Origin of the sequence: Methylobacterium sp. 391_Methyba4 (assembly GCF_029691625.1) — a bacterium.
GTDB classification, from domain to species: Bacteria; Pseudomonadota; Alphaproteobacteria; order Rhizobiales; family Beijerinckiaceae; genus Methylobacterium; species Methylobacterium fujisawaense.
Window position 1 is genome coordinate 1,288,346 of record NZ_CP121475.1, and the last position, 21,832, is coordinate 1,310,177.

The 21,832-nt window shown below is 70.5% G+C and carries 12 protein-coding genes; 6 read left to right on the forward strand and 6 right to left on the reverse strand.

The features are described 5' to 3' along the window. The first annotated feature begins 17 nt into the window (after positions 1 to 17). From P9K36_RS06200 to P9K36_RS06210, 3 genes are all read left to right on the forward strand, one after another. Positions 18 to 1,520 carry a capsular biosynthesis protein gene (locus tag P9K36_RS06200; RefSeq protein WP_278306679.1) on the forward strand — a complete coding sequence of 501 codons (1,503 nt, stop codon included), beginning with the start codon at positions 18 to 20 and terminating at the stop codon, positions 1,518 to 1,520. 218 nt (positions 1,521 to 1,738) lie between these two features. After that, positions 1,739 to 3,229 (forward strand): LTA synthase family protein, encoded by a 1,491-nt coding sequence (locus tag P9K36_RS06205; RefSeq protein WP_053608833.1) that lies wholly within the window; start codon positions 1,739 to 1,741, stop codon positions 3,227 to 3,229. Positions 3,230 to 3,422: 193 nt separating this feature from the next. After that, entirely contained in the window at positions 3,423 to 4,607 is a 1,185-nt protein-coding gene (locus tag P9K36_RS06210; RefSeq protein WP_182591864.1) for a polysaccharide biosynthesis/export family protein, read from the forward strand. Between the two features lie 189 nt (positions 4,608 to 4,796). Here P9K36_RS06210 and P9K36_RS06215 read toward each other — a convergent pair whose 3' ends face one another. The 3 genes from P9K36_RS06215 to P9K36_RS06225 form a co-directional block, all read right to left on the reverse strand. Then, positions 4,797 to 6,164, reverse strand: a complete 1,368-nt coding sequence (locus P9K36_RS06215; RefSeq protein WP_043351049.1) for an aminotransferase class I/II-fold pyridoxal phosphate-dependent enzyme — start codon at positions 6,162 to 6,164, stop codon at positions 4,797 to 4,799. After that, on the reverse strand, positions 6,161 to 13,603 hold the full coding sequence (locus tag P9K36_RS06220; protein ID WP_278306680.1) for a type I polyketide synthase: 7,443 nt from the start codon (positions 13,601 to 13,603) through the stop codon (positions 6,161 to 6,163). Before P9K36_RS06220 ends, P9K36_RS06215 begins: the two co-directional genes overlap by 4 nt. Positions 13,604 to 13,971: 368 nt before the next feature. Next, positions 13,972 to 15,315, reverse strand: a complete 1,344-nt coding sequence (locus tag P9K36_RS06225) for a UDP-glucose/GDP-mannose dehydrogenase family protein (RefSeq protein WP_278306681.1) — start codon at positions 15,313 to 15,315, stop codon at positions 13,972 to 13,974. A gap of 311 nt (positions 15,316 to 15,626) precedes the next feature. On the opposite strand from P9K36_RS06225, the gene argB reads away from it, so the two are divergent. The 3 genes from argB to rplS all read left to right on the forward strand — a co-directional run bounded on the left by argB (position 15,627) and on the right by rplS (position 18,003). After that, on the forward strand, positions 15,627 to 16,520 hold the full coding sequence (gene argB / locus P9K36_RS06230) for an acetylglutamate kinase (protein ID WP_043351054.1): 894 nt from the start codon (positions 15,627 to 15,629) through the stop codon (positions 16,518 to 16,520). A 188-nt stretch (positions 16,521 to 16,708) separates the two neighbouring features. Further along, positions 16,709 to 17,470, forward strand: a complete 762-nt coding sequence (locus P9K36_RS06235) for a pyrimidine 5'-nucleotidase (protein ID WP_043756067.1) — start codon at positions 16,709 to 16,711, stop codon at positions 17,468 to 17,470. Between the two features lie 131 nt (positions 17,471 to 17,601). Continuing rightward, positions 17,602 to 18,003 carry a 50S ribosomal protein L19 gene (rplS, locus tag P9K36_RS06240; protein ID WP_043351057.1) on the forward strand — a complete coding sequence of 134 codons (402 nt, stop codon included), beginning with the start codon at positions 17,602 to 17,604 and terminating at the stop codon, positions 18,001 to 18,003. Between the two features lie 115 nt (positions 18,004 to 18,118). Here the strand turns inward: rplS and P9K36_RS06245 are convergent, their stop codons facing one another. From P9K36_RS06245 to P9K36_RS06255, 3 genes are all read right to left on the reverse strand, one after another. Beyond that, the gene (locus P9K36_RS06245; RefSeq protein WP_278306682.1) at positions 18,119 to 19,705 is read right to left on the reverse strand and encodes a methyl-accepting chemotaxis protein; all 1,587 of its coding nucleotides are present in this window, start codon (positions 19,703 to 19,705) and stop codon (positions 18,119 to 18,121) included. A gap of 503 nt (positions 19,706 to 20,208) precedes the next feature. Continuing rightward, on the reverse strand, positions 20,209 to 20,592 hold the full coding sequence (locus P9K36_RS06250) for a RidA family protein (protein WP_278306683.1): 384 nt from the start codon (positions 20,590 to 20,592) through the stop codon (positions 20,209 to 20,211). Further along, the gene (locus tag P9K36_RS06255) at positions 20,589 to 21,803 is read right to left on the reverse strand and encodes a lytic murein transglycosylase (protein WP_278306684.1); all 1,215 of its coding nucleotides are present in this window, start codon (positions 21,801 to 21,803) and stop codon (positions 20,589 to 20,591) included. The genes P9K36_RS06250 and P9K36_RS06255 overlap by 4 nt, the downstream gene beginning before the upstream one ends. Positions 21,804 to 21,832: the final 29 nt, after the last annotated feature.

Genomic DNA, 21,832 nt, shown 5'->3' on the forward strand with positions numbered 1-21,832 from the left:
AGCCGGACGCACCGACCATGCCCCCTGACCCGACCTCGTCGCTCTATGCGACCGGCCGCACGATCCGCCGCCTGCGGGCGGAAATCGAGGCCGCGACGGGCCTCGCCTTCGGGGCGGCGCGTCCGGGCGCGATCGGCGCGGTCTGGGGCGCGGGAAGCTTGGCCGCGCGGATTCTGGCGCTGACGGGCCGGCGCCGCCTCGTGGTCGCCCCCGGGCCGCTCCTGAGCCCGTACGACTCGCCGGAGACCGGCTTCGCATCCCTGCGGATCAGCCTCGACGGGGCGCCGGTCGGCGGGGAGGGGGGCGTCCACTACTTCGACCCCTGGACCCGGCTGCCGATCGACCGCGCGACTTGCGCCGAGCGGGTGGCATGGCTCGCCGCGCGCTTCGCCGAGAACGACCGGCGGGTGGTCTATGTCGGGATGTCCCGCTGGAAGCGGCCCGCCTTGGACGTCCTCGGCGCCGGGCCCACCGGCCGGCCGATCCACACCATGACCACCGAGGCCGCGATCGCGGCGGGGCGGCGCCATGACGGCCGCCTCCTCGCCTGGGCGACGCGGGCCCCGGGCCAGCTCGAGGAGGCCTGCGCGCGGGCCGGCCTGCCCCTCGCCCGGGTGGAGGACGGGTTCCTGCGCTCGGTGGGCCTCGGCGCCAGCCTTCAGCCCGGCGCCTCCGTGGTGGTGGACGACCTCGGCATCTACTACGACCCGCGCCGGGAGAGCCGCCTGCAGCGCCTGCTGGCCGAGGCCGACTTCACTCCGGACCTCGTCGCCCGGGCGCGGCGCCTGCGCGAGGAGGTCGTGGCGCGCCGGCTCAGCAAGTACAATGTCGGCCTCGACGCCGCGGCCCTCGACTGGCCCGCCGGACGGCGGATCGTGCTGGTGCCGGGACAGGTGGAGGACGACGCCTCGGTGCGTCACGGTTCGCCGCTGGTCCGCTCGAACCGGGCCTTGCTGGAGGCGGCGCGGCGGCGGAATCCGGACGCGTTCCTGCTCTACAAACCGCATCCCGACGTGGAGGCCGGGTTCCGTCCCGGCATCATCCCGGAGGCGGAGGCCCTGACCCTGGCCGACCGGATCGTCGCGGGCATCAGCATCGTCGACCTCCTCGACCGGGTGCATCACGTCGAGACCATGACGTCATTGGCCGGATTCGAGGCCCTGATCCGCGGACTCAGCGTGGCGACGCACGGCCGGCCGTTCTACTCGGGCTGGGGCCTGTCGGAGGATCTCGCGCCGGGCGCCGATCGCGGCCGCCGGCTGAGCCTCGACGAGTTGGTGGCGGGCGCCATGATCCTCTATTCGCGCTACCTCGACCCCGTGGCGATGAAGCCGTGCAGCCCGGAGCAACTCCTCGACCGCTTGAGCGCGGCCCGGGCGGCGGCGCCGCGCAACGCCCTCTCCCTCGGCCGGACGGCCCATTTGGTGATGCGCGCGCGCTACGGCCTCCTCAATCCCGTGGTCCGGGCCCTGCGCCTCCGGCGCGGCGTCGGCCGCGAGGCCGGAGGCGGCCCGCGCTAGACCGGGGCCGTCGCGCGGAATCCGGTTTCACGAGACTCTGATGTGACACCAAAGCGATAGCGCGCGCTGCTAGAGTCAGACCTCAGCAGCCAGCCCCGGGGCCGGTCCCGATCATTCCGGATCAGGAACGGCTCGCAACTCCTTGCTCCCGCGCGCTGTTTCCCGCCGGACCGGATTCCGGCGGAGAGCAGGCCCGCCCCACGCCGAGTGTCCGAGTCTTGACGACGTTCCTCATCGCCACCGGTCTCGCGCTCGCCGTCTGCCTCGCCCTGGAGGTTTTGGCGGGCGACTCGCTCAGCCGGGCGAGCCTCGCGCCGCGGGATCTCGGCCTGCGGCTGCTCGGCTACCTGCTGATCCTGCTGTTCTGGTTCGCATTCTCCTGGCGCCCCTGGCTCGCCGGGCTGACCTGCGTGATCACGGTGGCGATCCTCATCGTCGTCAGCCGCGCCAAGCGCTCGGTGATCGGCGAGCCGCTGCTGTTCAGCGATTTCGCCCTGCTGCCCCAGGTGCCGCGGCATCCGCAGCTCTACTACATCCCGCCCCTGTGGGATCCGCGCATCGCGGGTCCGGTCCTGCTCACCCTGGCGGTGACCGTGTTCTGGTACCGGACCGAGCCGAGCGTGCTGCCCGCCGCCACGCTGCCGCGCGTCCTGGCCCTGCTCGGCCTGCCGCTCGCGCTCTGGCTGCTGGTCAAGGCCGCGCCGCGCCCGCCGCTCGCAGGGCTGATCGCCCGGTGGTTCCCCCAGCCCGACCTGGAGTCGGACGTGACCCGGGTCGGCCTGCCGGCGAGCCTTCTGGGCTACACCGCCCGGGCGATGGCGGGCGGTGAGCCCGTGCCCGAGGCGCCGGCGCTGCCGCACGGGCCGGGCGACGACGTCGTGGTGGTGATCCAGCTGGAATCCTTCGTCGATCCGGAGCGGCTGGGCGGCACGAAGCTGCCGGTGATGGACCTGTTCCGCACCCGGGCCGCCCAGTACGGGCGCCTTCGGGTCCCGGCGCACGGTGCCTACACGATGCGCAGCGAGCACGCGGTGCTCACCGGCCGGCCCTCCGACAGCCTCGGCTTCGGCCGGTACGACCCCTACACGTCCCGGAGCGGGGACGAGCCGACGAGTCTCGCGCGGCTCGCCCGCGGACGGGGCTACGGCACACTGTTCCTGCACCCGTTCCACAGGGACTTCTTCCGCCGGGCACGGGTGATGGAGGCCTTCGGCTTCGCCGACCTCGTGATGGGCGAAGCCTTCACGGAAACGCCGCGCGTCGGCCCCTATGTCGGAGACATCGCCCTCGGCGACCGCCTCCTCGCGGAGGTCCGGGCCCGGCAGACGCCGCTATTCCTGTTCTGCGTGACCATGGAGAACCACGGCCCCTGGAAGCCGGGGCGGCTGCCGGGCATCGACGACCCGCAGGCCCAGTATCTCCACCACGTCGCCAATACCGGACAGATGGTGGAGGACATCGTGGCGGGCCTCGACGTCATCGCCCGCGAGCGCCACCAGACCATCACGCTCTGCGTGTTTGGTGACCACGCACCGTCGCTGCCGAGTTGCAAGCCGGGCTTTGGAGGCCGGACCACCGACTACGCCCTGTTCCGCTTCGGCCAACCGCAGGGCGCTCCGGCTCAGGTCGACATCGCCGCCGACGAGCTCGGGCGGGCGCTGCGGGGGATTCTCGCGAGCGCACCGGCGGACATGGCTGCCGGGACATGATAAGGTTAAGCTTGCGCGCCATAAGCGTGGCCGTGCCACGCTGGTGACGCATTGCCCACGGATAGCGCGACCGTCCGCGAGGCGGCCGCCGGTTCGGCGCGGCCGTTAAAGCGATCGCAGCGTTTGGCGGTCAAACTGGATGTCCCGGCCCGGGCCAGCGATGGCGCGGGGTCGGCGAGGAGAAGTCTCTGTGATGCTGCGTAAGACGGCGCGCACCGCCCTGATGGCCGCCCTGGCGGCGGGATCTGCAGGGGGTTGCACCTACCTGCCTGCGGCGGGTCCGACGGCGGGCGCGATCCAGGCGGGGGCGGAGGTGGCCACCGCCGACGGCGGCCTGCTCGCCCGCTACGAGATCATCGACGTCACGCCCTCGGTGGTCGAGGCCCTGCGCGGCCGGCCGCTGGACAGCCTGCTCGCCTCCTTCGGCGACCACCGTCCCTCCTCGGAGCCGGTGATCGGCGTCGGCGACATGGTCTCGGTCTCGATCTGGGAAGCCGGGTCGGGCGGCCTGTTCTCCGGTCCGCTGGTGGCCGACCGCTTCTCGGCGGGCTCCAAGTCCGCCCTCATCCCCGAGCAGCCCGTCGGGCGCGACGGCGCCATTTCGGTGCCCTATGCCGGCCGCATCAAGGTCGCCGGCCGCCGCACCCAGGACGTCCAGGCGCTCATCGAGAACGAACTCGCCGGCAAGGCTATCCAGCCGCAGGTGCTGGTCTCGGTCACTCGGCCGATCAGCCAGGCGGTGACCGTCACCGGCGAGGGCGCCGCCGGCGCCCGCCTGCCGCTCTCGGGCCACGGCGACCGCATCCTCGACGTCATCGCCGCCGCCGGCGGCAACCGCGCGCCGGTCAACGAGACCTTCGTGCGGCTCTCGCGCGGCCCGGTGACCGCGACCGTGCCGCTGACCACGGTGGTGTCGAACCCCAAGGAGAACATCTACCTGCGGCCCAACGACGTGCTCACCCTGGTGCGCGACCCGCAGACCTTCATCGCGGTGGGCGCGCTGGGCAACAGCACCGAACTGCCGTTCCAGGCCGACGGCATCACCCTGGCCCAGGCGCTGGCCAAGGCGCGCGGCCTGTCGGACTTCGCCGCCGACCCGGCCGGGACGTTCATCTTCCGGTTCGAGCCGGCCAGCGTCGTGCGGCGCCTCAGCCCCAGCTCGCGGCTGCTCGGCACGCCGCTGGTGCCGGTGGTCTACCGGATCGACATGCGCGATCCCAACAGCCTGTTCGTCTCCCAGGCGTTCCGCATGCGCAACCGCGATCTGATCTACGTGTCGAACGCGCCGTTCACCGAGGTCCAGAAGGTGCTCACCGCCTTCAGCGGCGTCACCGGACCAGTCTCCTCCGCCGCCTTGGCCTACTCCTACGCCAAGTAGGGAGCGGCCCGGATACGGGACGATCGGGATCGCGGCGCCGCCTGTGCGCGCGATCCTGGATCCCGGCCCTTCTTTATCGAGCCTGCGGACACCCTGGGTTCAAAGCGAAACGGGGCGCGGATGTCATCCGCGCCCCGTTTCCCGTCATAACGCTCGTCGTGGATCCGGGGCCCACGGCCCCGGACGGGCTCAGACCCGCTTGGCCAGCAGCTGCTCGATCAGCGAGCCGCCCTTGTCGATGGCCGCCAGTTCCTCGGCCACCGCGTTCACGGTGTCGCGGATCTGGTCGGGGGTGTGCTCGGAGGTCAGGAAGAAACGCAGGCGCGAGGCCCGCTCCGGCACCGCCGGGTGGATGATCGGCTGGACGTTGATGCCCCGGCGGAACAGCCGGTCCGACAGGGTGACGGCTTTCAGCGAGTCACCGACGATGATCGGCACGACCGCGAGGCCCAGGCTGAAGCCGGTGTCGAGGCCCAGCTTCTTGGCGGTCGCCAGGAACAGGGTGCCGTTCTGACGCAGGCGCTCGACCCGCTCCGGCTCGGCATGCATCACCGCGAGGGCCACCTCGGCAGCGGCGGCGAGCGGCGGCGACATGCCGACGCTGTACACGAATCCGCCCGCCGTGTGCTTGAGGTACTCGATCAGGGCAATCGGCCCGCAGATGTAGCCGCCGCAGGTGGACAGGGTCTTCGACAGCGTGCCCATCCAGATGTCGACCTCCTTCGGGTCGACACCACAATGTTCGAACAGGCCCGCGCCGGTGCGGCCGGTGACGCCGAGACCATGGGCCTCGTCGACCATCAGCCAGGCGTCGTAGCGCTTCTTGAGGGCCACGAGCCCGGCGAGGTCCGGCGCATCGCCGTCCATGCTGTAGAGTCCCTCGACCACGATCAGCGCCCGGCGGTGCTCGTGGCGGGTCGACTGGAGCAGGGTCTCCAGGGCGTCGAGGTCGTTATGCGCGAAGGAGCGCCGCTGCGCCCCCGAGAGTTGCGCGCCCGTGACGATGCTGTTGTGGGAGAGGGCGTCGTGGAAGATGACGTCGCCGGATTCCAGCAGGGCGCCGATCGTCGTGACGTTGGTGGCGTGCCCGCTCACCATCACGACGCAGCCCTCGGACTGATAGTGCTTGGCCAAAGCCTGTTCGAGGCTGATATGGCCCGGACGCTCCCCCGCCACGACACGGCTCGCCGACGAGGAGGTGCCGTAGGCATCGATCGCCTCGCGGGCGGCGTTGCTCACCCGCGGATGGCCGTTCAGGCCGAGATAGTCATACGACGAGAAGTTGGTGAAGGCCTTCTGGTCGATCCGGGTGGTTGCTCCGGCCTTGGCGTCGTGGACGCGGAAGAACGGGTTGCCCAGGCCGATCAGCTCCGCCGCCTGACGCTGAAGCTTCAGCTCCCGGTAGCCCGGCAGGTTCTCGAAGTTCTGCGCCGCCGACTTCCCGGCCGGCGAGGCCGCTTTGACGGGGGCCGGGCGCGGCGTGGCGCGCCCGAGCCGGTTGGTCACGAAGCCGGCGAGCGCCGCCCGCCCGCCGTCCGGCCGTGCCGTGTCGGTCATGAGTTGGTCTCTTTGATCCCGCTGGACGTCTGCTCGATGAGTTCCTTGAGAGGCGCGATCATCTGCGCATCCACCTCACCGCCGACATGCTTCGCCACGAGGCTCATCGCGACGCCGGCGGTCTCATCCATGGGCGCGGAAACCGCCTGAATTAAGGACTCCGACAGTTCGGTGACGGTCATGCCCGAGGACAGGCCCGCGGGCGGCGCGTCGAGGGCGAAGCGCTCCTGCAGGCTGGCGCCGAGTTCGACGCCCATCAGCGAGTCGAGGCCGATCTCCGAAAGCTGGCGGACGCGGCTGATGTCGTCCTTCGGCAGGCGCAGGATCCGGGCGATGTCCTCGACGATCGCATCCGACACGGTCTTGCGGACCGCGTCGAGGTCGCCCCCCTTGAGGAGCGCCCCGATGTTGATCGCCTGGACGCCGCCGGCCTCGACCTGCTGGTCCGACCCGAGTTCCGCGTAGCTCGGCGAGCGCATCGTGGCGAGCCGCTCGCGCGCCTTGCCCCAATGCATCGCCGCGATGGCGATCACCGCCTCGTCGGGGGACGTCCCCTGGCATTCCAGCGCCTCGGCCATCAGGTCGAGGCAGCGGCGGGCCTCCATCGGCGTGACGCCGACGCGACCGGCCAGACCTTCCATGACCGCCCTGTTGCGGGCGAGCATGCCGACATCGCCGATGGCCCCCCAGGCCACCGCCAGGGCGGGCAGACCGCGGCGGCGGCGCTGGCGCGCCAAGCCCTCCATGAAGCCGTTGGCGGCCACGTAGGAGCCCTGACCGGGATTGCCGATGAAGGTCGTCGCCGAGGAGAACAGGACGAAGTAGTCGAGGCTCCGGTCACGGGTCGCGGCGTCCAAGTGCTGGGCGCCGATCACCTTCGGGCCGATCACCGCGTCGAGCGCAGCCGCGTCGATGTTGGAGATCAGGCCGTCCTGGAGCACCGCCGCGGCGTGGAGGACGCCCGCGAGCTTCTTGCCCTTCTGCTCGATCTCGGCGAGCAGACGGTCCACCGAGGCGCGGCTGGTGATGTCGACGGCCTTCGCCTCGACGGTCACACCCTGGGCCGACAGCTCGGCGACGATCGCCTTGGCCTCATCGGTGGCCGCCCCCTTGCGGCCGGCCAGCACGAGGTGCTTGGCACCCCGGTCGATCAGCCACCGCGCCGCCTCGAGGCCGAAGCCGCCGAGGCCGCCGGTCAGCAGGTGGACGCCCGTCTCCGAGACCGTGAACGGCTTCGCCGTATCCTTCATGATCGTGCCGGCCTTGGGCGGGCTGATCACGATCTTCCCGATGTGACCCGACTGCTGCATCAGCCGGAACGCGTCCGAGGTCTCGGCCGCCGTGAAGGGCTGGTACGGCAGGGGCTTCAGGCCACCGTCGTTGAACAGCGCCATCACCTCGCGGAACATCCGCGCGCCGTCGTCGCCCTGGTGCTGGATCACCTGATCGAGGTCGACGCCGAAGTAGCTGAGGTTCCGCCGGAACGGGCGCAGGCCGATATGGGTGTTGGCGACGTAGTCGCGCTTGCCCAGCTCGACGAAGCGGCCGAAGGGCCGCAGCGCGTTGAGCGAACGCTCCATCGCCTCGCCGAACAGGCTGTTCAGCACGATGTCGACGCCGTCGCCGGTGATCGCCCGGACCTCGTCCACGAAGGCGAGCGAGCGGGAATCGAGCACGTGCTCGGCGCCCAGCGCCTTCACGAGGGCCCGCTTCTCGCGGGAGCCGGCGGTGGCGATGACTCGCGCACCCTTCAGCTTGGCGATCTGAAGGGCCGCGAGGCCGACGCCACCCGCGCCGCCATGGACCAGCACCCACTCGCCGCGCCGCATCCGGGCGCAGGAAACGAGGCCGTAATAGGCGGTGAGGAAGGCCACCGGCACGGTGGCGGCCGCCATCGGGTCGAGGCCCTGCGGCATCGGCGCGACGACGAGGTCGGGCACCACGATATGCGTGGCGAAGCCCGACTGGGCGAAGGCGACGACCGGATCGCCGACCTTGAAGCCCTTCACGCCCGGGCCGACGGCCGTGACGCGGCCGGCGCATTCGAGGCCGAGGCGCGGGCCGGCGAAGCCGTCCTCCAGGATTTCCTCGGGGAGCATCGAGAGCGCCCAGAGAACGTCGCGGAAGTTGAGGCCGGTGGCCTCGACCGCGATCTCCATCTCGCCCTTGCCGGGGGCGCGGCGCTCGGCCGGACCCCAGACCATCTCGCTGAGGCCGCCGGTGTTGCTGCGCTCGAGACGCGCGGCCTCGGCCGGGACGGTATCGGCCGGATCCCGGTGCTGCGGCCGGCCGGCGTGGAAGCGCACGACCTGGGTCCGCTCGTCGTCCAGCACGATCTCGGTCTCCGGCGTGCCGGAGAGGATCAGGTCGCGCAGGCGCTCCGAGGCGCGCTTCGACGACATCTCGGGGGAGAGGTCGATGCGGCGGACGTCGAGGTTCGGGGCCTCGTTGGCGAGGGTGCGGGAGAAGGCCCACACGCCGGCCTCGATGTTGGTGGTCTGGCCGCCGCGGTCGCGGGTGGCCCCCGGCGCCACGACCCACAGCCGGGTCTGGCGGGCGCCGAGATGCTCCGTGCAGCGCTTCAGGCTGAGGCAGCGGTCGCGCAGCCGCTCGGCCGCCTCGCCGCCTCGGGTGAAGGCGCCGGCCAGGAACACCACCGTGTCGGGGGTCTCCTTCTCCAGCTCCATCAGGGAGGTCTCGGAGTCGAGGATGATCGAGACATGCACGCCGCCCGCGACCAGGAGGGTCGCCAGGGACGAGGCGGTCTCGGCCGCGAACTCGTCGTCGGAGCCGATGATGAAGGCGAAGCTCTGTGCCGGGGCCGGGCCCGGACGCACCGGCGCCTCGGCCGTCAGCAGGAGGTCGTCGCCGTTGGCGGAGGCCGCCCGCTCGACCTCGACCTTGACGAGGCCGTGGGCGCTCAGCGTGCGCTGCCAGCCCTCGATGTCCTCGAGCCGGCCCACGGGCATGCCGCCCACGGCCTCCTCGAACCAGCCGGCCGTGAGACCGAACACGAGGTCGCGGAACAGGGACGCTCCCGGCTCGACCGCCACCAGCAGGCCGCCGGTGGCGAGCGCCCCGGCGAGCTGGCCCGGAAGGGACCGGTCGCCCCGGTGGAGGCTGCCGGCCGCCAGGATCAGGTCGAAGCTGCCGGGAGCGAGCTCCTCGGCGGTCTCGACCACGGCGGCGGCGCGTCCCAGGGACAGGCGGGCGCGCTCGGCGAGCCGGCGATCGGTCTCGAAGACGGTGAGCCGGGCCTCGGCGGCGGCCACGAAGGTCGCGGTTTGCGCCGAGAGCGGGCCGAAGCCGACTTGGAGGACCCGCAGCGCCCGCTCCTTCGGGAGCTGGGCTCGGCTCCGTTCGATCAGGCTGGCGACCACGTCGGCGCCGTGGCGCGCGGTGGCCGAGCGCAGCACGAAGGCGTCGATCGCCCCCTGCGGCAGGGCGGGCGCGTCGGTCAGCTTCCCGGCGAGCAGCCGGTCGACCAGGGCGCCGACATCGGCGATCAGCACCAGTTCGGCCGAGAGATCCGGATGGTCACCGGCGATCCAGCGCATGATCTCGTCGGGCGCCGGCAACGCGGAGCCGTCGCCCAGCGTCCAGTTCTGGCCCGCACGCTCGGCGAGGCCGCTGCTTTCCAGGGCGTAGAGGGCGTTCAGCAGCCAGGGGCGCAAGGCCTCGGGCACGCGGCTGTCGGTGACAGAGACGGTCGCACCCTGGGCCAGACCGGAGGCGAGGCGGTAGGCGAGCGAGGTCGCCCAGCCTTCCAGCAGGAGGTGCCCCGGAGACAGGGCGGCGTCGGCTGGCCCCTTCGCCTCGGCGGCCAGCGGGCGCAGCCGCGCGGCCACGCTCGGACGGCGTTCCATGGGGATCGCGGTCGGCTCGGTGGCGAGTTCCGGCACCTGCGAGATCGCGAAGGCCGCGAGGTCACCGCCGCTCTTGGCGCGCAGGGCCTGGAATCGGCCCTCGCGGATCGTGGCGACCACCGCCCCCTCGGCATCGAGGAGGGTGAAATCCGCCAGGATCGAACGCTCGTTGCAGCGGCGTGTCCGGATGATCGAACGGGCGATCACCGCGCCGGGGCGCAGCAGGCGCACCTCTCCGAAGCGGACCGGGATGTAAGCCTTGCCGCCATTCTCGCCGAGAAGATCGGCGAAGAGCAGGATCAACCCGTGAAAACAGGCATCGAGCCGGTTCGGCACCAGGGCGTAGCGGCTGTCGGGCTCGGCCGGCAGCAGGTCGGACACGATGGTGGCGTCGTCCAGCCGGGCGCTCATCGCCACCTGCTGGAAGCTCGGGCCGAAGGCCAGACCCGAGGCGAGGGCCTTGGCGTAGAGCGCGTCGCCGGTGAGCACGTGCTCGCCGGCGGTCTCGAAGCTGAAGCCGTTCAGGTCGGGGGCCTTCGGCGACGAGAAGGTGCCCTCGACGATCTTCGCCTGGGCGTGGAGCTGCCAGGGCGTCTGCGTCAGGCGCGGACGGCTCAGCACCTGGATGCCGTTGCCGGAGCCCGAGAGGCGCACCGCGACCTCGCGCAGGGCCTCCTCGGCGAACACCATCGGCGCCACGATCTCGAAATCAGCCAGCACGACCTCGTCGTCGCGCAGGGCCTCGCGGACGCAGGCCAGCGCCATCTCGACGAAGCCGGCGCCGGGCATGATCACCTGGCCATCGACCTTGTGGTCCTCCAGCTCCGGCACGGTGACCGGATCGACGAAGCCGTTCCATTCCAGTCCGTCGAAGGTCGTGCGCGACCCGATCAGCGGATGGTAGGGGCGGGGGCTCATCGCGCCGACGCCTTCGGTGGTGTCGGCGAGACGGAACGGCCGGCGCTGCCACGGATAGGTCGGCAGGCGGACATCGCCCTTGGGCGCATCGCCGAACAGCAGGGTCTCGTCGACCTGCGCGCCCTGGACCAGCGCGGCGCTGACCGCCTTGGCGATCGGATCGCCACCGGAGGCCTTGCGGTGCATCACGCCGACCGTGGCGGTCTCGATGCCCAGCGGCTCGACCGCGTCGCCGACATGGGACATGAGGGTCGCGCGCGGGCCGACTTCGACGAAGACGCGGGCGCCGCGGCGGGTCGCGTCCTGCACGGCTTCGCAGAAGCGCACCGGCTCGCGGATGTTGCGCCACCAGTAGCCGGCGCCGAAATGGCTGCCGTCCAGCACGCTGCCGGTGACGGTGGAGACCATCGCGGTGGTGCCGGCCTTGGCCTTCAGCCCGGCGAGATCGCGCAGGAGCGGCTTCTCGGTCGGGTCCATCAGCCGGCCATGGAAGGCGTAGGCGAGGTCGAGCTTGCGGCCGCGGCGGCGCTTGCGCGACAGCGCCTTGAGGGCGGCGTCGATATCGGCCACCGGCCCGGCGACCGTGACGGCCTTCGGGCTGTTGTAGGCGGCGATGTCGAGGGACGGGTAGTCCTTCAGGAAGGCCTCGACCTCCTCGGACGGCATCAGCAGCACCGCCATGGTGCCCTGGCCGTGCGTCGTCTCCTGATGGTGGCTGCGGTAGTAGATGACCCGGACCGCGTCCTCCAGGCTCAGGATGCCGGCGGCCTCGGCGGCCGCGATCTCGCCCACGCTGTGGCCGAGGACGTAGGACGGGATCAGACCCTTGGCCTTGAGGGCGGCCGTGGAGGCGCTCTCGATGGCGAAGATCAGCGGCTGCGAGACGCTGGTGAGCACGAGGCGCTCGTCCAGGTCGTCGGCGTAGAGGGCGTCCTTGAGCGACCAGTCGGAGTAGCCCTGGAACAGGGTGTCGATCCGGTCGAAGGCGGCGCGGAAGGCGGGGTTCTCCTCGTAGGCTTCGCGGCCCATGCCGGCCCACTGGCTGCCGTTGCCGGAATAGACGAAGGCCACCTCGGCGACGCGGTCGACGGCGGTGCCGGTGAAGGCGTCCTGCGTGTCCTCGCCCTCGCCGACGGCGCGCAGGGCGGCAACCACGTCGGCCTTGCCGTCGAGGGCGATGGCGAGGCGGGCCGACATGCGCTCGCGGCGGTGGGCGACGGCGGCCGCGATGGTCGGAACCTGGGCGGGCTCGGCCTCCAGGCGCTCGGCGTAATCGAGGGCCAACTCGTTCAGTGCGGCCCGGCTCTGGGCCGAGAGCAGCAGCACCTGGGCTTCCGGCGCCGGGGCCGACTCGGCGGCCCTGGACCAGGCCGGGGCGTCGGTGATGACGACATGGGCGTTGGTGCCGCCGAACCCGAAGGAGTTCACGCCCGCGAAACGCTCGCGCGCGCCGCGGGTGATCGGCAGGGCCTTCCGCACCACGTGCAGGTTGAGGTCGTCGAAGGGGATCTCGGGATTCAGCTCAGCCGCATGCAGCGACGGCGGCACGAGGTCGTGCTCCAGCGCCAGCGTCGCCTTCATCAGGCCGGCAAGGCCCGAGACAGGCTCGGTGTGGCCGATATTGGTCTTGATCGAGCCGATCGGCAGCGGCGCCTGCCGGCCGCGGCCGAGCTTAGAGCCGATGGCCGACGCCTCGATCGGATCGCCCACCGGCGTGCCGGTGCCGTGAGCCTCCATGAAGGCGAGGTCGTCGAGACCGATCTCGGCCTCGCGGTAGACCTTCTCCAAGAGGGCGCCCTGGGCGTAGCCCGAGGGCAGCGAGATGCCGGTGGTGCGCCCGTCGGAATTGATGCCCGAGGCCGCCACCACGGCGCGGACCGTGGCGCCGTTGCGCCGCGCGGCCTCGGCCGATTGCAGCACGAACACCACGCCGCCCTCCGAGCGCACGTAGCCGTCGGCGTTCTTCGAGAACGCCTGGCACAGGCCGGTGCGCGAGAGCATCTGCGCGGTGGAGAAGCAGATGAAGTTGAACGGGCTCGCCAGCACGTTGACGCCCGCGACGACGGCGGTGTCGACGCGGCCCGACCGGATCGCCTGGACGGCGTTGTCGAAGGCGACGAGGGAGGACGAGCAGGCCGTGTCGACCGTGAAGCTCGGGCCCTTCAGGTCGAAGATGTAGGAGATGCGGTTCGAGATGATCGAGAGCGTGTTGCCGGTGGCCGCATAGGCGTCGCCCGACGGCGCGTCGAGGATGCGCAGGTTGCCGTAATCGAGCGACGAGGCGCCGACGAACACGCCGATATTGCTGCCGGCCACGCTGGACGGGCGCAGGCCCGCATCCTCAAGAGCCTCCCAGGTCAGTTCCAGCAGCATCCGCTGCTGCGGATCCATCTGCTCCGCCTCGCGGGGCGAGATCCCGAATACCGCAGGGTCGAACGACCACACGTCGTCGATGACACCGGCGGCCCAGGTGTAGCTCTTGCCGCGCTCATGGGCGCGCGGGTGCGCGAACCGCTCCAGGGAGAACCGGTCGGCCGGCACCTTGCTGACGGCGCAGCGCCCCTCGGACAGGAGTGACCACAGCCCGTCGACGCTGGGGGCTCCGGGCAGTCGGCATGCGCGTCCGACGATCGCAATGTCTGTACGTTGTGTCACGTTCGGTTCGCACACGCTCGTTATCGGAAGTCGGCTCGGCTCTCGACGAGTGAGTACCCTCTCACCCCTTACTGTGGCACCATTGCGGTGTCCAACCAGCCCCAACGCGAGGTCATCCCTCTGCGGCGAAATTGCCAGAGGCTGTGACATGTATTCATCAGCGGCTTATCCAATCCCTGCGCCCAAAACGCCAAGATTGAACCGCTGGACCGCCTGTCGAGACGCGAACTCGACCACGAGAAAGCCACAGTTGCCCCTCGGGGGCGGCAGCCCGTCTAGCGGCATCGGGCCTGATTCCGGAAGAAATCTTCGCGCGCCGGAGCAGATCCCGCACAGGAATTCAGGCCCGTCGGTCTCCACCGCGATGATCAAGACCCGTTCCGCGCGACGCTCTCCTTGGTTCGTCCGACGCCGCAATAGGTGAAACCGTGGCGCGCCGCGCTTGCGGGGTCGTAGATGTTGCGCAGGTCGATCAGCACGGGGGCCGATCCCTCGGAGGACATGATCTGACGCAGCCGGTCGAGGTCCAGCGCCCGGAACGCGTTCCACTCGGTGACGATCACCAGGGCGTCCGCCCCCTCCGCGCAGGCATAGGCGTTCTCGGCGTAATCCACAGCCGGCATCAGGATCCGGGCCTGCTCCATGCCCTCCGGATCGTAGGCGCGCACCTTCGCCCCCGCATCCTGAAGCCCGGCGACGATCGCCAGCGATGGCGCATCGCGCATGTCGTCGGTGTTCGGCTTGAAGGTCAGGCCGAGCAGCGCCACCGTCTTGCCCCGCACGCTGCCGCCGCAGGCCTTGATCACCTTGCGGGCCATGGCGCGCTTGCGCTGGTCGTTGACCGCCACCACCGTCTCGACCATCCGCAGCGGCGTGCCGGCATCCTGGGCGGTCTTGACCAGCGCCAGCGTGTCCTTGGGAAAGCACGAGCCGCCGTAGCCCGGCCCGGCATGCAGGAACTTCGACCCGATCCGGTTGTCCAACCCGATGCCGCGGGCCACCGCCTGAACGTCGGCGCCGACCGCCTCGCACAGGTCCGCGATCTCGTTGATGAAGGTGATCTTGGCCGCCAGGAACGCGTTCGCCGCGTATTTGGTCAGTTCGGCGGTGCGCCGCGCGGTGACCATGATCGGGGCCTGATTGAGATAGAGCGGCCGGTAGACCTCGCGCATCACGGCCTCTGCCCGCGCCTCCTCGGCGCCGACCACGATGCGGTCGGGACGCTTGAAGTCGGCGATGGCCGCGCCCTCGCGCAGGAACTCGGGATTGGACACCACCGCGACGTCCGCGCCGGCATTGGTCTCGCGGATGATGCGCTCGACCTCGTCGCCGGTGCCCACCGGCACGGTCGACTTCGTCACCACCACGGTGAAGCCCGAGAGCGCCCCGGCGATCTCCCGGGCGGCATCGAACACGAAGCTCAGGTCGGCGAAACCGTCGCCGCGGCGGGACGGCGTGCCCACCGCGATGAACACCGCGTCGGCCTCGGCCACGGCCTCCCGCATCGATGTGCTGAATGCGAGCCGGCCCTGGCGGACATTCTCGGTCACCAGCGCGTCGAGGCCGGGCTCGTAGATCGGCATGCGGCCGGCATTCAGGCTCGCGATCTTGTCGGGATCCCGGTCGATGCAGACGACCGCGTGGCCGAAATCGGCGAGGCATGCTCCGGAGACCAGGCCGACATACCCGGCCCCAATCATCGCAATCCGCATCGGGCCCTCCCGGCAGCTCGCCCAGCGGCTTGCTGCGATGCAACATGATCCCGGCCGCCAGACGATGCAAGCCGGGCCAGCCTGGATCCGGTCCAGTTTGTCACGGGAATGCAACACCCACGAAGGATGACTGTAGTTTGACAACCACCGGGGCGCCGTGCGCCGGCGGCCGGGCCGCGCGCCGCCGATCCGCGAATGGAGGCGGGGCGGCTTCGCAGCGCGGACGGCTTCCTGTAGAAGCGCCACCGCCCGAAGGGGAGGCCGCAGATCCGCCCCCGAGGACCCGACCCAAGGATCGGCGAAGGACCGCGATGACCGAATTGCCCAACGTGCACGTGCGTGCCGAGGTCCTGGCTCAGGCGCTGCCCCACATGCAGCGCTACGACCAGGAGATCGTGGTCATCAAGTACGGCGGCCATGCCATGGGCGACCGGGCCGCGGCCGAGGATTTCGCCGAGGACATCGTCCTCCTGGAACAGTCCGGGCTGAAGCCGATCGTCGTGCACGGCGGCGGGCCGCAGATCGGCAAGATGCTCGACCGGCTCGGCATCCAGTCTGAGTTCCGCGGCGGCCTGCGCGTCACCGACGAGGCCACTGTCGAGGTGGTCGAGATGGTCCTGGCGGGCCTGATCAACAAGCAGATCGTCGGCTGGATCTCCGCCGAGGGCGGCCGGGCGGTCGGCCTGTGCGGCAAGGACGGCAACATGGTCCGGGCCAAGCGGGCCATGAAGACCGTCGTCGATCCCGAGAGCCACGTGGAGCAGACCGTCGATCTGGGCCTCGTCGGCGAGCCGGATCACGTCGAGCGCGGCGTCCTCGACGCGGTGCTGAAGGCCGAGCTGATCCCGGTCCTGGCGCCCGTCGCCTACGGCGCTGACGGCCAGACCTACAACGTCAACGCCGACACCTTCGCGGGGGCGATCGCCGGGGCGCTGCGGGCCAAGCGCCTGCTGCTGCTCACGGACGTGCCGGGCGTCCTCGACAAGGACAAGAAGCTGATCCCGGAACTCACCGTGGAGGATTGCCGGCGCCTGATCGCGGACGGCACCATCACGGGCGGGATGATCCCGAAGATCGAGACCTGCATGTATGCGCTCGAGCGCGGTGTCGAGGCGGTGGTCATCCTCGACGGCAAGGTCAACCATGCGGTGCTCCTCGAGCTGTTCACCGATTACGGCGCCGGCACCCTGATCCGTCGGGGCTAAGAATCGGACCGACCCGCACCGCGCCGCCTCCCGGCGCGGTGCCGCCCGCATCGGTGGCGGCAACATCTGCGCCCGCCGCGCATTGTCGTACCCCGCCCACAGGACCAGCCCCGGACAAGCATCAAACTTGCGAGCTTGACCGTTCCGGTCCACAGATTCCGTGGGTATCAGCAACCTGAGGGGTTCCGGTGCACCACCCCGGCAAAGCCCAGTTCACCACCCCCGCGGCGCGCGGCTTCGCCGACGTCGACACCTGGGTGTTCGACCTCGACAATACCCTTTACCCGAGCGATGCCGCGGTCTGGCCTAAGGTCGACGAGCGCATCACCCTGTACGTGATGCAGCTCTACGGACTCGACGGGATCTCGGCGCGCGCGCTGCAGAAGCATTTCTATCACCGCTACGGCACGACGCTGTCGGCGCTGATGGTGGAGGCGGGCGTCGATCCCCACGATTTCCTCGACTTCGCCCACGACATCGACCACTCGTCGATCAAGCTCGACAAGAGCCTCGGCGACGCGATCGAGCGGCTGCCCGGGCGGAAGCTGATCCTGACCAACGGGTCGCGCCGGCACGCCGAGACCGTCGCCGCCAAGCTCGGCATCCTCGATCATTTCGAGGACGTGTTCGACATCGCCGCCGCCGACTTCGTCCCGAAGCCAGAACGCACGACTTACGAGCGGTTCCTGGAGAAGCACGCCGTCGAGCCGACCCGCGCGGCCCTGTTCGAGGACATCGCCCGGAACCTCGCGGTGCCGCACGACCTCGGCATGGCCACCGTGCTGGTGGTGCCGAGGGTCACCGATCCCTACCGCGAGGCCTTCGAGCAGGAGGCCGTGCGCGAGCCGCATATCGATCACATCACGGACGACCTCGCCGCCTTCCTGGCCGCCTGCGTGCTGCCCGAGGCCAAGGCGGAGCGAGAGCCGGTCGACCGGGACCGTCGCTGAACCGCGTCCAACGGCAATCGACAAGCCGGCAACGATCCTGTAGAGAGCCGCCCAACTCACAACAGGATCGCCGAAATCCTGGCGCCGATCGCCCATGAGGGGCGAAGCGGCGCGACGGCCGGAGCTATGCCATGAACATCATCGAGCAGCTGGAGCGCGAGGAAGTCGCGCGCCTCGCCAAGACCATCCCGGATTTCGAGCCGGGCGATACGCTGATCGTCAACGTCCGCGTGAAGGAAGGCGAGCGCACCCGCGTTCAGGCCTACGAGGGCGTCTGCATCGCCCGCTCGGGCGGCGGCCTCAACGAGAGCTTCACGGTCCGCAAGATCTCCTACGGCGAGGGCGTGGAGCGCGTGTTCCCGGTGCACTCCCCGATGATCGATTCGATCAAGGTGGCCCGTCGCGGCAAGGTGCGTCGCGCCAAGCTGTACTACCTGCGCGACCGCCGCGGGAAGTCGGCCCGCATCGTCGAGCGCACCGACCGCTACAAGACCAAGGACGCCCCGGCCGCCGCGCCCACCGCCGCCGAGTAAGCTGTCCGAATCGCTCCGCAGGCCGGAGCGATCGCCCGGTTTCAGACCGGCCCGGCTCAGCCGGGCCGGTTTTTTCTTGGCCGGCCGCCCCGTCCCGGCCGCCGATACGATCCGCTCAGGCGGCCCGGATCCCGTCCAGGAACCGGCGGATCTCGGCGGCGAGTTGCTCGGACCTGCGCGACATGTCGATCGCGGCGTCCAGAACGCGCTCGGCCGCCCCGCCCGTCTCCTCGGCGCCCTGCGAGACGTCGGCGATGTTGCCGGTGACCGCCTCGGTGGCCGCCGCGGCGCGCCCGACGCTGCGCACGATCTCTTCGGTTGTCGCGCCCTGCTGCTCGATCGCCGCAGCGACCGTGGCGGCGAGGGTGCTGACCTCCCCCATGGTGCGGCCGATCCCCTGGATCGCCTCCACGGCCTGGCAGGTCGACGCCTGGACCGCGCCGATCCGTAGGGCGATCTCCTCGGTGGCGCTGGCCGCCTGCTCAGCCAGCGCCTTGACCTCGGCCGCCACGACGGCGAAGCCCCGGCCCGCCTCGCCGGCCCGGGCCGCCTCGATCGTGGCGTTGAGGGCCAGGAGGTTGGTCTGACGGGCGATGCCGGCAATCATGCTGGCGACGGCACCGATCTGCTCGGCCCCGTTCGCGAGGTCGCCCACGAGGGCGTCGGTGCGCTGCGCCTCGGTCGCGGCCTGCGCCGTCTTGGCCGAGGATTGCGCCATCTGTCCGGAGATGTCCTGGATGGTGACCGCCATCTCCTCGGTGGCGGCGGCGACGCTCTGCACGCTCCCGGCGGTCTCCTGCGCGGCCCCCGCCACATGCGTGGCCCGGACACTCGTGCGGGAGGCCCGCCGTGCCATGGCCTCGGCGGTCGCCTGCATCTGCGCAGCGGCCGCGGAGACGCCCGTCATGAGGGCCCCGGAATCGGCCTCGAACGCCCGGGTGAGCACGTCGAGCCTCTGTACGTGCTGGGCCTTGGCCGCCGCTTCCTGCGCCGCCGTCCGATCCATCTCGGCCTTTGCGATCAGCGCTTGGCGGAAGACCTCCACGGTTCGGGCCATCTGCCCGATCTCATCCGTCCGATCGAGCCCGGGAATCGGGCCCGTCCCGTCGCCCTGGGCGAGGGCCTGCATCCGGCGGCCGAGCCGGTCGAGCGGACGCGTGATGCCGCGCCCGATCAGGACCGAGCCGAGCACGCCGAGGGCGCCGACCCCGAGAAGCAGGCCGCTTGCCGCCAGAGCGAGCGACAGGAAAGCGTCCTTGATGTCGTCGGTATAGGTCCCGGCCGCGATCATGATGTTCCAGGGCGTGAACCTGACGACGCGTGTGGTCTTCAGGTACAGGCCCTCGCGGCCGGGTCGCGGATACTGATACGTCGTCAGGGCCGTGTCGGAGGTCTTCAGCAGATCGATCAGCGTCCCGGCCACGCGCACCCCGTTGACCCGGGCGTCCAGCTGGTTGCTGCCGACAAGCCTGCGGTCGGGAACCGCCAGAGCCGTACCGTCCATCGCGTAGATGGCGACGTAGTTCGTGCCGTTGTCGAAGCGCATGGCCATGGCCGTCTCGGCAAGTTCCGCCAGGGCGGCTTCGCGGGTCAGGGCGCCGCTTCTGACCCGGGACTCAAGGTTTTGTGCGTAGGTGGTGAACAGCTCCGTGATCGCGCGCAGGGATTGAAGCCGCTCGGACAGCATTTCCTCGTAATACAATCGCAATCCGCCAGCGCCAATGGCTGAAACGATCAGTACGGTGAGTACAATTTGCGCCATCATACGGCGAAACAGGCTTACGCTGAAAAATCTTATGCCCATAATAAAGTCCCGCGGATCGCCAAATCAAGCGATACCGCGGTATGATCTGATAAATCCGATTGCTCATGTCAACAGATGCGCGCAGATCAAGATCATGACCTACAAGTTGAACCACCGAGATCTGCAGATGAGGCGACGATGCCGTTGCTTTTGACATGGCGCATGCCGGCCGCACGGATGGGCTGCCGCCAGCGACGACAAAACCTGAGATCGCCCCGGCGAACCGCACCTGCACCCCAGCAATGGACGAGTCGAATGCCCCCGGCACCAGGCACCAGGCATGGGAGCGGCAGCAATGCGGGCGCGGCGGAGATGATCGGGTCGGAGGATCGGATGGCTCTGCGGCCCGGCGGAAGGGCACGCGGGGGCCGCCCGCCGTCACCGGCGCGATCGGGGCGCCGCTACCGGGTCCGCGCGGTGACCTCGATCTCGACGCGCATCTCGGGGCGTAGAAGACCCGCCACGACCAGGATCGTGGCGGCCGGCCGGACATCGGTCAGCACCCGGCCGCAGACCGCCAGCACGGCCTCGGCGTCGTCCCGGTCGATGATGTAATAGGTGGCGCGCACGATGCCGGCGAGATCTGTTCCGGCCTCCGCGAGCACCGAGCGGATCGTGCACCAGCAGGCCTCGGCCTGCGCGGCGGCCCCCTCGGGCATGGTCATCGTGGCGTAGTCGTAGCCGGTCGTCCCGGACAGGTAGACGGTGTCCCCGTCGACCACCGCCCGGGAGTAGCCGTAGTCCCGCTCGAACGGGGAGCCCGACGTGATCAGCCGCCGTCTCACCCGCCGCGCAGCGCCTCCAGCACCTTGCCGCCGGGACGGCCCGTGGGCGTCATCCCGAGCCGGCGCTCCACGTCCTTGATGGCATCGCGGGTCTTCTGGCCGACCTTGCCGTCCGGCTCACCGACATCGTAGCCGCGGGCGGCCAGCCGGGTCTGGAGATCGCGCCGCTCGGCCCGGGACAGGGGCGGGTCGTCGGTCGGCCAGGCGGCCTGGACGCCGGGCTTGCCGCGCAGCCGGTCGGAGAGGACCGCGATGGCGAGACCGTACGACTCGGCGGCGTTGTAGGAGTAGATCGCGTCGAAGTTCTTGGTCACCAGGAAGGCCGGGCCGTCGATGCCGGCGGGTGCGATGATCCCGGCCGGGCCCTCGCCCGAGAGCGGGCGCCCGTCCACGCGGGTCACGCCGAGCGAGGCCCAGTGGGCGACCGGTTTCTTGTTCTTGCGTCCGGCGGCTCCGACGTTGAAGCCCCGGGGCAGCTTCACTTCGTAACCCCAGACCTGGCCGTTCTGCCACTTCGCGACGTGCAGGAAGTTGGCGGTGGACCCGACGGCGTCGGCCACCGAATCGACCACGTCGCGCCGGCCGTCGCCATCGCCGTCAACGGCGAGGCGGTGATAGGTGGTGGGCATGAACTGGGTCTGGCCGAAGGCGCCCGCCCAGGAGCCGGTGAGCCGCTCCGGCGCGATGTCGCCGCGCTCGATGATCCGGAGCGTGGCGATTAGCTCGCCGCGGAAGAAGTCCCGGCGGCGGTTGTTCGAGCAGGCCAGCGTCGCCAGCGACTGGACCAGCGGCATCTTGCCGAGGTTCTTGCCGAAATTCGACTCGACGCCCCAGACAGCCGCGATCGTGTAGCGGTCCACCCCGTAGCGCGCCTCGGCCTGGGCCAGGGCCGCCGCGTGCTGGCGCATGGCCGCCCGCCCGTCCTCGACCCGCTCGTCGTCGACCAGCGCCGCCATGTAGTCCCAGATCGGCGTCTTGAACTCGGGCTGCGCATGAGACAGCTCGATCACCTTGTCGTCGTAACTGATGCCGCTCGTGGCGGACCGGAAGGTCTGCGCCGAGACGCCCGCCGCGGCGGCCTGCCCTTGGATGCCGGCAAGGCAGCTGTCGAAATCGGCCCGTGCGGGCAGGACTGCCAGCGGCACGACCGCGATCCCGGCGAGCAGCCCGAGCGCGCGCGCTTTCCTCGGTCCCGTCGGGTGCTTCGGCATGCTGGCGATCCTCACGATGCGGGGCGGAG